General features: G+C 71.5%; 12 protein-coding genes. 5 read left to right on the forward strand and 7 right to left on the reverse strand.

What is annotated here, in order from left to right:
- Positions 1 to 252: 252 nt before the first annotated feature.
- The 3 genes from N1F89_RS19020 to N1F89_RS19030 all read right to left on the reverse strand — a co-directional run bounded on the left by N1F89_RS19020 (position 253) and on the right by N1F89_RS19030 (position 4,199).
- A complete protein-coding gene (locus N1F89_RS19020; protein ID WP_290086010.1) occupies positions 253 to 2,055 on the reverse strand; it encodes a hypothetical protein in 1,803 nt (600 codons plus the stop codon).
- Positions 2,056 to 2,158: 103 nt separating this feature from the next.
- Complete coding sequence (locus N1F89_RS19025; RefSeq protein ID WP_290086011.1) at positions 2,159 to 3,049, reverse strand: hypothetical protein; 891 nt, start codon at positions 3,047 to 3,049, stop codon at positions 2,159 to 2,161.
- Between the two features lie 43 nt (positions 3,050 to 3,092).
- Complete coding sequence (locus N1F89_RS19030) at positions 3,093 to 4,199, reverse strand: GNAT family N-acetyltransferase (protein WP_290086012.1); 1,107 nt, start codon at positions 4,197 to 4,199, stop codon at positions 3,093 to 3,095.
- Between the two features lie 258 nt (positions 4,200 to 4,457).
- Between N1F89_RS19030 and N1F89_RS19035 the strand changes: the two genes are divergently transcribed.
- The gene (locus N1F89_RS19035; protein ID WP_290086013.1) at positions 4,458 to 6,974 is read left to right on the forward strand and encodes an FAD-dependent oxidoreductase; all 2,517 of its coding nucleotides are present in this window, start codon (positions 4,458 to 4,460) and stop codon (positions 6,972 to 6,974) included.
- 145 nt (positions 6,975 to 7,119) lie between these two features.
- Here the strand turns inward: N1F89_RS19035 and N1F89_RS19040 are convergent, their stop codons facing one another.
- Positions 7,120 to 7,515: a hypothetical protein gene (locus N1F89_RS19040; RefSeq protein ID WP_290086014.1), complete on the reverse strand. Its 396-nt coding sequence runs from the start codon at positions 7,513 to 7,515 to the stop codon at positions 7,120 to 7,122.
- A gap of 470 nt (positions 7,516 to 7,985) precedes the next feature.
- Here N1F89_RS19040 and N1F89_RS19045 point away from each other — a divergent pair, with 470 nt between their 5' ends.
- Both N1F89_RS19045 and N1F89_RS19050 read left to right on the forward strand, forming a co-directional pair.
- Complete coding sequence (locus N1F89_RS19045) at positions 7,986 to 8,792, forward strand: DUF1194 domain-containing protein (protein ID WP_290086015.1); 807 nt, start codon at positions 7,986 to 7,988, stop codon at positions 8,790 to 8,792.
- 107 nt (positions 8,793 to 8,899) lie between these two features.
- Positions 8,900 to 9,622, forward strand: a complete 723-nt coding sequence (locus N1F89_RS19050) for a DUF1194 domain-containing protein (protein WP_290086021.1) — start codon at positions 8,900 to 8,902, stop codon at positions 9,620 to 9,622.
- A gap of 22 nt (positions 9,623 to 9,644) precedes the next feature.
- On the opposite strand, the gene N1F89_RS19055 is transcribed toward N1F89_RS19050, so the two are convergent.
- From N1F89_RS19055 to N1F89_RS19065, 3 genes are all read right to left on the reverse strand, one after another.
- Complete coding sequence (locus N1F89_RS19055; protein ID WP_290086016.1) at positions 9,645 to 10,643, reverse strand: GlxA family transcriptional regulator; 999 nt, start codon at positions 10,641 to 10,643, stop codon at positions 9,645 to 9,647.
- Between the two features lie 224 nt (positions 10,644 to 10,867).
- Positions 10,868 to 11,008 (reverse strand): hypothetical protein, encoded by a 141-nt coding sequence (locus tag N1F89_RS19060; protein ID WP_290086017.1) that lies wholly within the window; start codon positions 11,006 to 11,008, stop codon positions 10,868 to 10,870.
- 236 nt (positions 11,009 to 11,244) lie between these two features.
- On the reverse strand, positions 11,245 to 11,430 hold the full coding sequence (locus N1F89_RS19065; protein WP_290086018.1) for a hypothetical protein: 186 nt from the start codon (positions 11,428 to 11,430) through the stop codon (positions 11,245 to 11,247).
- Between the two features lie 115 nt (positions 11,431 to 11,545).
- Between N1F89_RS19065 and N1F89_RS19070 the strand changes: the two genes are divergently transcribed.
- Together N1F89_RS19070 and N1F89_RS19075 are read left to right on the forward strand one after the other, a co-directional pair.
- Positions 11,546 to 12,445: a LysR substrate-binding domain-containing protein gene (locus N1F89_RS19070; protein WP_290086019.1), complete on the forward strand. Its 900-nt coding sequence runs from the start codon at positions 11,546 to 11,548 to the stop codon at positions 12,443 to 12,445.
- Between the two features lie 77 nt (positions 12,446 to 12,522).
- Positions 12,523 to 13,452 (forward strand): Ku protein, encoded by a 930-nt coding sequence (locus N1F89_RS19075; RefSeq protein ID WP_290086020.1) that lies wholly within the window; start codon positions 12,523 to 12,525, stop codon positions 13,450 to 13,452.
- The last annotated feature ends 96 nt before the right edge of the window (positions 13,453 to 13,548 follow it).

Consider the following 13,548-nt stretch of genomic DNA (forward strand, 5'->3'; position numbering starts at 1 on the left):
GGGACGGCCGCCGAAGACGCGCGCGACCTCACCCTCTCCCCGCCTGCGGGGAGAGGGCAGGGTGAGGGGCAGCGTCGACCTGGCGGCGGGGCGCGGCATTCGCAGCGTTGGCGGTGCACGCGTCGCGGATGCCGGCGCCGCCCCTCATCCGCCCCTGCGGGGCACCTTCTCCCCGCACGCGGGGAGAAGGGGGCGCCCCGGTGGTGGTGACGGCGCCTTCTTCCGCGCAGTGGGGAGCAGGGCCGCGCCGGCTCACATGTCCGGCTGGTCGGACACCAGGCGCAGGCCTTCGGCCGGGCTCGCGGCGGCGTCCTGGCGCGCGGCGCCGGTGAGCGCGCCGGCCAGGCGCGGATGCACGTAGGCGTCGTAGCACGGCGTCAGCGCGATCGTCGTGTGGTCGGCGAGCGCCGGCGCGTAGAGCCGGCGCAGCGCGGCATTGGCCGTCGTCACCGGGCAGGTCGGGTGCAGCACCAGGTCGGTCGCGCCGACCGCGGCGAGCTCGTCCGCGCCGGGGTCGGGCACCGCGCGCATCGGGTCGGCGCCGATCGCCACGTGGCGCGGCGCGCTGCGCGCGAGCAGCCAGGGGAAGGGATTGACGAAGTTGAGCGCCAGCACGGTCTCGGCGCGCGCGCCGGTCTCGGCCTCCAGCGCGCGGATGCGGGCCACCGCGGCATCGATCGTCATCAGGTGCAGCGCCTGGAAGTCGAAGTCCGAATAGAGCAGGAACGCGGGCAGCGCGCCGGTCTCGATCAGCGCCTCGTAGGTCGCGCGGTGCTCGGCGTAGAAGCCGCGCATGCGCTCGGCGCGTTGCAGCATCTCGGGGCGCACGCTGACCCGGCCGAGCGTCTTGAGGTTGTCGCCCGGCAGCGGCACGGTCTTCAGCGCGCCGGCATAGGTGCGCGCGGCCTTTTCCACCGTGTTGACCAGCGGCGGCAGGGCGGCGGCGGCGATCAGAACGGCGACGGCGGCGGTGCGCGGACCGGCAGGCCGGGGCAGGCCAGCGAGCACCGGCAGCAGCACCGGCCAAAGGAAGATCAGCGCCTGGCTGCCGGTGTTCTGGGTCTCGAACAGGATGCCGGCGAACAGCACGACGCCGATCCACAGCGCCGGCCGGTCGACGAGCCGGGCGAGCGCGGCCGGGCGCGGCCGGCGGGCGAGCGCGGCGAGGTCGGCGGCGAGCGTGCGGCGCTCGCCGTAAAGCAGCACCAGCATGAGCAGGCCGGCCGCCGCGACGATGCCGAAGGTGTGCGAGGCGGCCTGCAGGAAGCGCGGCGCCAGGCTGCCGGAGTTCATCGCCACCAGCGCCAGGATGTCGCCGACATAGTGCGAGACGAGACCGGCCGAGAGCTCCAGCCCGGCGAGCAGCGCCAGGAAGGCGGCGGCCGCCGCCGCGGCCCAGCCGAAGGCGATGCGGCCGGCCAGGAAGGCGAAGCCGCACAGCACCAGGCCGCTGACGAAGCCGGTCACCTTGGTGAAGAACAGCGCCGCCATCAGCACCGCCACCAGCGCGGCGAGCAGCCGCTGGCCGCGCACGAAGACCAGCGCGGCGACCAGCACGTAGAGCAGCTGGCAGACCTGGCGGTTGTAGATGCCGAAGCCGTCGGAGCCCGGATAGGGATAGAACTCGCGCGTGTTGAAGGGCAGCACGGCGAACACCAGGAAGGGCACGAGCAGCGCCAGCGCTGTGCCCTGCCGGCCGTCGCGCGCCAGCGCATGCAAGACCAGCGCCATCGCCGGCGCGGTGACGGCGAGCAGCGACCAGTGCACCAGCAGCAGCGGCTGGGCGTCGGGAAACAGCGCCAGACCGAGCGCGAACAGATAGTAGCCGAGCGGGCCGACCGGGGTGAAGAAGTCGATGACCGGCACCTGACCGTCGAAGATGCGCTGCGCGGCGTCGAAATAGATGAACAGGTCCCAGTACATCGGCCCGATCGGCACGCTGACGGGCAGCATCAGCAGCGCCGCCAGGCCGACGAGCACGGCGGCGAGAAGCGCGTTGGGGGTGGCCGCGGGAACCAGGCTTCCGGCGCGGCGGCGGTCGACGGCCATGCTCATGCATGTGCTCCCTTGAACGGACGGATCCGCGACCAGTCTCGCGCGCTCGGGTTAACGACGCTTTGCCTTCGCCGGACGGGCCGGCCCGGCGCCGGCCGCGCCGTCAGATGGTCTCCGACAGGGTCAGGCCGAGCGCGGTGCCGGCGGCCGACAGCGAAACCGCCATCGGTAGCCAGTTTCTGCTCTGCACGCCGTCGATGACGAACAGGTTGAGGGGAAAGAGATGCGCGTGCGGCCGCGCCGCGCCGGGCCCGTGCGGCGCCTCGCGATAGCACTCCTCCTCGAACCAGGCCCAGTCGTCGGCCCAGGTCCAGCAGCTGTGCCGCTTGTAGACGTCGGCCGCCCGCTCGGCGAAAGCGGGGTCGCAGGGCAGCCGGATGTAGCGGCCCGGCGCGGCGTCGAAATAGCGCATGGCGAGCGGCAGCGCGCGCTCGGTGCAGTAGTTCGACATCCACAGCGTGAAGCCGATCTCCGAACGCAGCCGGTCGAGCGCGCGGAAGAGCTGGACGTGCTCCTCGTGGCCGTACTCGCCCCACGGGTTGTGGGTGAAGACGTTCATGCCGGGACGCAGCCGCGGCCGCAGCGCGGCCAGCAGCGCCGCGAAATTGTCGCGGTAGAGCTGCGCCACGCTCGTCTCGGCCACCGGCCCGGCGGCGAGCGGGCCGACGCGCGGCAGGCTGCGGCGGGTCAGCCGGGTGAGCTCGCGCCGGCGCGCCTCCGTGGTGAAGGCGAGGCCGTGCTCGCTGACGGCGGGCACAGACCAGTTGGCGCAGCCATAGGCGCCGGATTCGGCCAGGCCGAGGCTCTCGATCGGCCGCGGATAGTCGGCGAGCGCGGCGCGGCGCGCCGCGCCGATCTCCGGCTTGGCCCAGAAATCCTCGAACACCACGACCACCCGGTCGACCTGCGCCAGGATCGCGTTGAACCACAGCAGCTCGTCGTCGGGATGTGCCGCGACGATCATGGAATTCTCGAGAAACGCCGACCTGTCCACCGTCAGTGCCTCCTTGCCCGCTGCCGCGCAGGCCGCCGCTCGATCAGTCGTCCTGGCCGCCGCCGGCCGACGGCCGGCGCAGCGCCATCGCCACCAGCGCGAGACGGCCGAGCGGCGAGCCGGCGGCCGACAGCGCCCACATGGCCGTCGGGCGCGTGCCGAAGTCGCGCTTGAACGGCTCGTCGCCGATCGTGAAGTCGAAGATGCGGCCGCCGGCGCCGATCCACTCGGCGATCGTGCGGTCGTACATCGCCAGCCCCGGCGACAGGCGGCCGTGCCGGTCGTAGTCGCAGCCGATCAGCAGGTAGTGGAAGCGACCGTCGAGGCCGAGGCCGAAGAGATGGCCGATCGGCGCGCCGTCGAGGCTCAGCCGGTAGGTGCGCGCGAAGCCGTCGGCCGCGCCGTCGGCGGCCACCGCGGCGTAGAAGGCCTGCACCGCCGGCGTCTGGATCGGGTCGCCGGCGAAGCGGCCGGCCCGCAGGGCGCTGAGCGCGGCGATGGAGGCGGCGGCCTCGGCCGGGTCGGTGAGCCGCTCGAAGGCGACGTCGCCGGCCCGCTCCAGCTTGCGCAGCTTGCGCTTGAGCGTCCTGGCGAAGCTCTCCGGCAGCGTCGTGTCGCGGAAGGCGGCATGGCTGTCGCCGAGCGCCACGGCATGGGCGGAAAAATCGAGCCGTCGGGCCCGGGCGGCGAAGAAGGCCTGCCAGTCGGCCAGCGTCTCCGCGCGGATCGGCTTGATGCGCAGCAGGTCGAAGCCGGGCAGCACGGCGCCGACCCTGGCGGCGAGGCCGGCCGGCGCCTGCCAGTCGGCCGCCAGCACCGGGGCGGCGTAGTCGCCGACGCCGAGATCGGCGGCTTCGAGCAACCGCACGCCGCGGCGCCGGCGCAGGATGAGCGGCAGCACGAAGCGCAGCGCGCCGGCGTCGTCGCGGCCGGTCACCGCCAGCTTGCGGGCGCCGCGCGCCGGCGCCAGGTGGCGGTAGAGGCGGTCGAGCCACAGCGGGTGCTGAAAGGCGCTCGCCCGGGCGGTGCGGAAGAAGGCGGTATATTCGGCGCCGGCGAAGTCGAAGCCGGGCTCGGCGGCCACGCGCAGGCTGTCCGCTGCCGCGCGGGACGGGGACGGCGGGGTGTCGACGGCGGCAAGCGCGGCCATGCGGGTGCTCCGGACCGGGTTGAACGTGTCTGACGCTGCGGAAGATACCACGCACCGTCTCGTCTGCGCGCAGTATCGCGCGGAAACGTTAATGCTACTGGAAGGTAGCCGCGCAAGCGCCGCGCGTCGCGGGCCGTTTGCGCCATGTCGCAAACAGGCCGAGCGCCCCGCCGCCCGCCGGAATACTGTCGCGCGGAACTGTCATTGGGCACGAGCACCGGCGGCCGCAGCGCCGCCGTCGTTTTGGGGAGAGGCGGCATGAGGAACGAGGCACGCGTCGTCGTCGTCGGGGGCGGGGTGGTGGGCGTGTCGACGCTCTATCACCTGGCCCGCAAGGGCTGGTCGGATGCCGTCCTGGTCGAGCGCAAGGAGCTGACCTCGGGCTCGACCTGGCATGCCGCCGGCCTGCTGCCGCTGTTCAACATGAGCTACTCGGTCGGCCAGATCCACAAATATTCCGTGCGCTTCTACCGCGAGCTCGAGCGCGAGACCGGCATGAATGTCGGCTTCACCCAGTGCTCCAACATCCGCCTGGCGCGCACCAGGGACCGCTGGGACGAGTTCATGTACTATGCCGGCGTGGCCGAGACGATCGGCGTCGACGTGCGGCTGTTGACGCCCGACGAGGTCAAGGCGATCTGGCCGCTGTGCGAGACCGAGGGCCTGCTCGGCGCCATCCAGCACCCCGAGGACGGCTACATCCAGCCGGCCGACCTCACCCAGGCGCTCGCCAAGGGCGCGCGCGACCGCGGCGCGGCGATCTACCGCAACACCGCGGTAACCGCGATCACGCCGAAGGACGGCGGCTGGCTGGTGACCACCGACAAGGGCGAGATCGCCTGCGAGCACGTCGTCTCGGCGACCGGCAACTTCGCCCGGCGCACCGGCGCCATGGTCGGGCTCGACGTGCCGGTGATCCCGGTCGAGCACCAGTACATCGTCACCGAGCCGCATCCGGCGATCGTCGAGCGCAAGAAGCAGGGGCTGCCCGAAATGGGCGTGCTGCGCGAGGCCGATTCCTCCTGGTACATGCGCGAGGAGAACGGCGGCCTGCTGCTCGGCCCCTACGAGAAGGGCGCGCCGTGCTGCTATGTCGACGGGCCGTCCGACGACAGCGAGTACGAGCTGTTCCAGGAGGACCTGGAGCGGCTGATGCCGCATGTCGAGACGGCGATCGCCCGCGTGCCGGCGTTCGGCGAGGTCGGCATCAAGAAGATCTACAACGGCGCCATCGCCTACACGCCGGACGGCTCGCCGGCGATCGGCCCGGCGCCGGGGTTGAGGAACTTCTGGCTCAACGAGGGCCATTCCTTCGGCGTCACGGCGGCCGGCGGCGCCGGCTGGCAGCTCGCCGAGTGGATCGTCGACGGCGAGCCGACCATCGACATGACCGGCGTCGATCCGCGCCGCTTCGGCCCCTATGCCACCGAGGGCTATCTGCGAGAGAAGAACGAGGAGGCCTACGCCAACGTCTACACCATGCACTATCCCGACGAGGAGCGCGCCGCCGCGCGGCCGCTGAAGATGGCGCCCTGCTACGGGCGCATGAAGGCGCGCGGCGCGGTGTTCGGCTCGGTCTACGGCTGGGAGCGGCCCAACTGGTTCGCTCCGGCCGGCTACGCCGTGCCGCCGGAGGAGCTGGGCGTCGGCGCCGACGTGCTGACCTGCCACAACCACGCGCCGCCGCTCGAGGACGGACGCATCGTGGAGAAATGGTCGTTCCGCCGCTCCAACTATTTCGAGCATGTCGGCAACGAGGTGCGGCACGTGCACGAGAAGGCGGGCCTGCTCGACATGTCGGCCTTCGCCAAGATCGAGGTCTCCGGCCCCGGCGCGCGCGCCTGGCTCGACTCCATCCTCGCCAACCGCATCCCGAAGAAGCGCGGCCGCATCGCGCTCTGCCACCTGCTGACGGCGACCGGCGGCGTCAAGGCGGAGTTCACCGTCTACGAGTGGAAGCCCGGCCGCTTCTATCTGGTGTCGGCCGGCGGCTTCGAGGCGCACGACCACGACGTGCTGGCCCGGCTGGTGCCCGACGACGGCTCGGTGGTGCTCAGGCCGCTGACCGCGGCGATGGGCGTGCTGGTGCTGGCCGGCCCGCGCAGCCGCGACATCCTCGCCCGGCTGACGCGGACCGGCCTGTCGAACGCCGAATTTCCCTGGCTGTCGGGCCGGCCGATCGCGCTCGGCCATGCCTCGGCGCATGCGCTGCGCGTCAATTTCGTCGGCGAGCTCGGCTGGGAGCTGCACCATCCGATCGAGCAGCAGAACGCCATCTTCGACCTGCTGATGGAGGCCGGCGCGGAGTTCGACCTCAAGCCGTTCGGCATCCGCGCCATGACGGCGATGGCGATCGAGAAGAGCTACCGGCTGATCCCGCGCGAGTTGTCGATCGAGTATTCGGCCTGGGAGAGCGGCCTCGACCGCTTCGTGCATCCCGACAAGGGCGACTTCATCGGCCGCGACGCGCTGCTTCGGCTGAAGGAGGAGGGGCCGCGATGGCGCTTCGTCACGCTCGAGGTGCACGGCGTCGGCGACGCCGACGCGCGCGGCAACGAGGCGATCCACAAGGACGGCCGGCTGGTCGGCCGCGCCACCCACGGCAGCTATGGCTGGCGCGTCGGCAAGTCGCTGGCACTCGCCATGGTGAAGCCGGAGGTCGGCGACGAGGGTAGCGAGCTCGAGATCACCATCCTCGGCAAGCCGCACCGCGCCACGGTGATCGGCGAGAGCCCCTACGACCCGCAGAACCAGGCGCTGCGCGCCGACGGTTGAAGCCGTCCGCAACGCGTCAGGACGATTGACCGGAGCCGATCTGCTTCCGTGAAACGCAGAACGGCTCCGGGCAGGAACGAAAGGCCGCCCTGCGCTTCGGCAAGAGGCAGGGCGGCCCCCGCGCTTCGCCGCGAGCCGGCGTGCCTCAGGCCGGCGCGGCGGCGGTGAAGCGCGGCCACGGCACGTCGTCGCCGCGCAGCACCTTGTCGTCGTCCACCGCCGCCTGGTCGCCGAACACGACGTCGAGCGCCCCTTGCGAGGCATGCAGGCGGAAACCCTTGGTCCAGCCGGCCATCTCGCCCGACCACTGGGCGGCGATCGGCGTGACCACCTCGAGCGCCAGGCCGTCCGGCGGCTCGGCGGCCATGTCGAAATCTTGCAGGCCGTCGGCCGGCGGCTGGATGTAGATCCACGGCACCAGAACGGCGTTGCGCCAACCGCTCGTCGGCACCGTGCCCTCGGCCGAGATCACCAGGATCGGCGGGTTGGTGCGGAAGGTGAAATAGCTGGCGCGCTTGACCTCGAGAACCTTGTTCAGCATCGGTTTTCCTCCCCCGGAGCGCCGTCTCCGACGGTGCATGACCAGGATGCCGGACGGCGTGCGGCGGTCTTGCGAGGGCATCGTGGTCTGTCGTTGTTGATCCGACCGCCTGTGCGCGGCGCCCGATGAGCCACCGGGCCGCGGCACGCCCATAGGAGCAGAGTTCCCGGTTTCGCGCAAAGGTTGTTTTCGGCCGTATTGCGCGCCACCGGGCGCGGCGGCGTTCCGTGCGGCGCGGTGCGGCTCGCGCAAATGTGAGGGGATAACCAAAAGCGTTTCCAGGCGAAGTGGATACCGGTTCGCCGTCCGGAAACGCGGCAAAACAACAACTTGCAGCCGATCTGCGATCCGGTGAAGAGCAGATCGGATCTGGTGCGCCGCCCTCTTCGGCCGCTTCCCCTCGGCGCCGGGCGCCCTAAACTCGTTTCATGGACGGATCGGCCAGGCTTTGGCGCAAGGTCGCCGCTGCCTTGAGGACGGCGCTGCTGTCGGCGCCGCTCGCCCTGCCGGCCGCGCCGGCGGCAGGCGAGGGCCTGGCCGTCGACGTCGAGCTGGTGCTGGCGGTCGACGTCTCCAGCTCGATGAAGCCCGCGGAGCTGGCGCTGCAGCGGCAGGGCTATGCCGCCGCCTTCCGGGCCCGCGAGGTGATCGACGCCATGCTGTCGGGCCGCCACGGCCGCGTCGCCGTCACCTATGTCGAGTGGGGTGCCTCGGGCTCGCGCCGCGTCGTCGTGCCGTGGACGCTGGTCGCCGCGCCGCAGGACGCGCTGGCGGTCGCCGAGCGGCTCGCCGAGGCGGAGCTCGGCAGCCTGTTCCAGACCTCGATCTCCGGCGCCATCCGGCACGCCATGCGCGCCTTCGCCGACAGCCCCTATGCCGGCGACCGGCGCATCGTCGACATCTCCGGCGACGGGCCGAACAATCAGGGCGGCCTCGTCACCCTGTCGCGCGACGCGGCGCTGGCCGAGGGGATCACCATCAACGGCCTGCCGCTGGTGCTGCATGCCAACGTGCTGAGCGGCTCCGGCACGCCGTCGCTCGATCGCTACTATGCCGACTGCGTGGTCGGCGGGCCGCGCGCCTTCGTGCTGCCGGTGCGCGGCTGGGACGCGTTTCCGGCCGCCGTGCGGCGCAAGCTGGTGCTCGAGCTGTCGGACGCGCGGCCGGCTTTGCCCGGGGCCGCGCGGCCATCGGCGCGGCCACGCGATGTCGCCGCGGCGGCGCCGGTCGACTGCACGATCGGCGAGACGCTGTGGCGCGGCGCGGAGCCGGTGTGATGGGTCGGCCCGCCCGATGTCGCCCGGGCCGCCGCGTGGCGGCGCTCGCCGGCGCCTGCGCCGCGGCGCTCGCCGCCTGGCTGGCGCCGGCACGCGCCCAGGACACGATGGTCGACGTGGCGCTGGTGCTCGCCGTCGACGTGTCGCTGTCGATGTCGCGCGAGGAGCTGGTCATCCAGCGCGACGGCTATGCCGCGGCGCTGACCGACCGGCGCGTGCTCGACGCGATCGCCGGCGGGCTGCACGGCCGCATCGCGGTGACCTATGTCGAGTGGGCCGGCCAGACCAGCCAGACGGTGGTCGTTCCCTGGACGGTGATCGCCGGCGAGGACGACGCGCGGGCGGTGGCCGGCATGCTGACGGCGAGCCCGCCGACCAGCGCCCGGCGCACCTCGATCTCCGGCGCGCTCGGCTTTGCCCGCGACCTCCTGGCCGAGAGCGGGCTGCGCGCGCTGCGGCGCGTCATCGACGTCTCCGGCGACGGGCCGAACAACCAGGGCGCGCGTGTCGACGAGACGCGCGACGCGGTGACCGCCGAGGGCATCACCGTCAACGGGCTGCCGCTGATGACCAATGGCGGGCTGACGAGCTCCTTCAGCATCGAGGATCTCGACGTCTACTACAGCGAATGCGTGATCGGCGGGCCGGGCGCCTTCATGATCCCGGTCAACGACTGGTCGCAGTTCGCCGAAGCGGTGCGCCGCAAGCTGGTGATCGAGCTGGCCGGCACGCCGCCGGTGCTGCGCGCGGGAGCCGGCGCCGGCTACGACTGCGAAATCGGCGAGAAGATGTGGCGCAACCGGCCGTGGCTGTGGGACGACACGCGCTGAAAGGGCCGTCCGGCGGCCCGCCTCACGCCGCCATGAGCTGCTTGCGGTCGGCGCGCTCCTGCTGCGGCGAGCGGGCATAGAGCTCGCGGTAGCACTTGGAGAAGTGCGAGGCCGAGACGAAGCCGCAGGCCACCGCCACCTCGACCACCGGCATCGACGACTGGATGAGCAGGTGGCGCGCCCGGTCGAGCCGGATCTCGAGATAGTAGCGCGCCGGCGAGCGGCCCATCTCCTGGCGGAACAGACGCTCGATCTGGCGCCGCGACAGGCCGACCGCCTCGGCGATCTCGACCAGCGACAGCGGCTCGGCCAGATGCGCCTCCATCAGTTCGATGATGGTCAGCACCTTGGAGTTCTGCACGCCGAGCCGGGCGCGCAGCGGCAGGCGCTGGCGGTCGGAGGGGCTGCGCACCCGGTCGGTCAGCATCTGCTCGCAGACCCGGTTGACCAGCGCCTCGTCGAAATCCTCGCCGATCAGCTTGAGCATCATGTCGAGCGCGGCGGTGCCGCCGGCGCAGGTGTAGATGTTGGAATCGATCTCGAACAGGTCGGCGAAGGCGTTGGCGCGCGGATAGGCCTCGGCGAAGCCCGGCAGGTTCTCCCAGTGGATGGCGCAGCGCCGGTTGGCGAGCAGCCCGGCGGCGGCCAGCACATAGGCGCCGGTGCACAGGCCGCCGATCGCCACGCCGCGGTTGTGCTCCTCGCGCAGCCAGGCGAACACCGTCTTGTTGACGTAGCGCTCGATGTTGATGCCCGAGCACACGACGACCATCGACGGCCGGTCCTGGCCCGACATCTTGCGCCGCTCGTCGTCGAGCGAGGTGTCGACAGCCACCTCGACGCCGTTCGAGGCGCGCACCGGCCGGCCGTCGGCGCTGGCCAGCCGCCAGCGATAGGCGTCGTAGCCGGCCATCCGGTTCGCCGCGCGCATCGGCTCCAGCGCGGTCGCGAAGGCGACCATCGTGAAGTCGGGAACGAGGAAGAAGACGATCGATCTCTTGACGGTGGTCCCGGCAGCCATTCACGCCTCCCGCAAGCTGCACCCGTTCCGCCGACACATCATGTCGCGATCAGCAAAGCGTCATCAAGAAAACGCCGGCCTGTCAATGGCCTGCGCCGGCGCGGACGGACAATTTTTCGTTGCAGAGAGAGGCGCGGTTCGCGCATGGCGAGACGGCCGCCGCGGCATGGCGGCGGCCGCTCGAACCTGCGGGCGGACCGGCGCTTGCCGGCCCGGCCGTCGTGTCAGTTGACCACGTAGCCGTAGCGCGACGCCGCCAGGGCGCCGGTCTGGCCGGGCATGGTGCGGTTCAGCCGCTGCCGCTCCAGGACGGTCGTGAGATTGGCTTCACGGCGCCCCCCGCGGAAGATGTTCAGGATCTTCATGACAGTCTCCATTCGAAGCCTGGTCCGGTTGTCACCGAGCGCCTTCACATGCGTGATGGAGTGGGGCCGCTCGTTCCATGCCGCTCATATAGGAATGCCGCGCGGCGCCATACGCGGGAAAAGCGAAGCACAGCACGAGAAATGCGACATGCCGCGCGATGCCGGCCGCAATCGTGAAAAAACCGTTTCACGACGGGCGTTTGGCCGGCGTCGCGCGGGCCGCATGGGGTGCGGCATCACAGGTGGTGCAGGCGATAGGGCCGGCAGCGCGCGTCCTCGCTCTCCGACGGATCGGTGCCGCGCCAGCCGACATCCTTGCGGATCTCGCGCGGCAGGCTGTCGAGGATGCGCTCGTTGCGGCGGCGCCGGTGCGTCTGGGCGAAGCCGTCGACGAGATGGGCGAAGGCCGACACGATCCACATGGCGTTCTCCTTTCGTGGTTGCGTCGTTTCGGGATTGACTATCGGGCCGCCAGCTTGTTCAATCAAACAAATTCAGATCATGTTTCCCTTCAGAGAAATTGATGTAAGGGCCGCCATGAACGCTCCGCTCAACCATCCGCTCCCGCTGCTCGAGCTCGACGTGCTGCGCACCTTCGTGGCGATCGCCGAGACCGGCAGCTTCACGGCCGCCGCCGGCGCGGTCTACCGCACGCCCTCGGCCGTCTCCATGCAGATCAAGAAGCTCGAGGAGACGATCGGCCGCGCCGTCTTCACCCGCGACGCGCGCTCGGTGTCGCTGACCACCGACGGCGAGGTTCTGCTCGGCTATGCCCGGCGGCTGCTCGCCATCAACCGCGAGGCGGTCGCCAAGTTCGTGATGCCCGACGTCAGCGGCGTGGTGCGGCTCGGCGCGCCCGACGACTATGGCGAGCGCGTGCTGCCGAGCGTGCTCAAGCGCTTCGCCCAGTCGCACCCGGCGATCGCCGTCGACGTGGTGATCGACGAGAGCGTGAATCTGCGCAAGCGGCTGGCCGCGCGCCAGCTCGACCTGACGCTTTTGACCTGCGGCCAGTCCGCCGACACGCGCGACGTCGAGGTGCTGCTCACCGAGCCGATCGTGTGGGCGGGCGCGCGCGGCGGCTGCGCGCATCTGCGCGAGCCGCTGCCGGTGTCGCTGTGGGAGGAGGGTTGCGCCTGGCGCGCCGGCGCGCTGGAGGCGCTCGGCCGGCAGGGCCGCAGCTACCGCATCGCCTATATGAGCTCGCACACGGCCGGCCAGCGCGCTGCCATCCTGTCCGACCTCGCCGTGGCGCCGCTGCCCAAGTCGTTCATCAACGGCGATCTGGTCGAGCTCGGCGACAAGGACGGGCTGCCCGACATGGGGCACTACCATCTCGGCCTGATCGTCGGGCCCGAGGCGGGCGCGCCGGTCGAGGCGGCGGCCGACCACATCCGCGCCACGTTCGAGCTGTTCCGCGACAAGGGGCAGCTCTGACCGCCGGCGGCGCGGCGGAACCTTCGCCGCGTCTTGCGGGTTCCACCGGCTGACGAAACCGTTCCGCGAGGCACGTCTTGGCGCCGAGACCGATCTGGAAAGGCCAGCTCCGGCTGTCGCTGGTGTCGATCCCGGTGGAGATGTACTCGGCCACCGACCGCAAGGCGCGCATCTCCTTCCGGCAGATCCACAAGCCGTCCGGCAAGCGCGTGCAGTACCAGAAGGTGGTGCCGGGCATCGGGCCGGTCGACACCGACGACATCTGGAAGGGCTACGAGGTCGACGACGACGAGTACGTGCTGATCGACCCCGACGAGATCGACGCCGTCAAGCTGGAGACGAAGAAGACGCTGGAGCTCGTCCAGTTCGTCGACGTCGTCGACATTCCGCCGGTCTATTTCGACCGGCCGTATTTCCTCGCCCCCTCCGACGAGCTCGCCGAAGACGCCTTCCGCGTGGTGCGCGACGCGCTGCGCCAGACCGGCAAGGCCGGGCTCGGCCAGATCGCCATGCGCGGCCAGGAGCACCTGGTGGCCGTGCGGCCGTGCGCCAGCGGGCTGCTGCTGGAGACGCTGCACTACGAGGACGAGATCCGCAACACGGACCCGTTCTTCTCGTCGATCTCCGACGCGCCGGCCGACGCGGAGCTCTTGTCGGTGGCGACCGAACTGATCGAGCGCAAGGCGGGGCCGTTCGACGCCTCCGCCTTCCGCGACCGCTACGGCGAGGCGATCCGCGCGCTGGTCGAGGAGAAGGCCGGCGGCCGCAGGAAGCGTCGCGTCAAGGCCGGCGAGGAGCCGCGCGCCGGGCAGGCCGACAACGTCATCGACCTGATGTCGGCGCTCAAGGAGAGCCTCGAGAAGTCGGGCCGCGGCGGCGCCCGCTCCGGGCGCTCCGGCGGCAAGGCCGCGTCGTCGGGCAAGAGCGCGTCCTCCGGCAAGGCGGCGAAGGGCGGCAAGGCGGCCGCGGGCGGCCGCGCGTCGGCCGCGCGCAAGAAGTCGGCCTGAGGCGGCGATGGCGCGCGCCAGGCCCGACACGCTTCTGGCGGAGTACCGCGCCCGGCGCGACTTCTCGCGCACGCGCGAGCCCGACCACCGGCCGGC

This window comes from Aquibium sp. A9E412 (genome assembly GCF_030398335.1).
Lineage (GTDB): Bacteria > Pseudomonadota > Alphaproteobacteria > Rhizobiales > Rhizobiaceae > A9E412.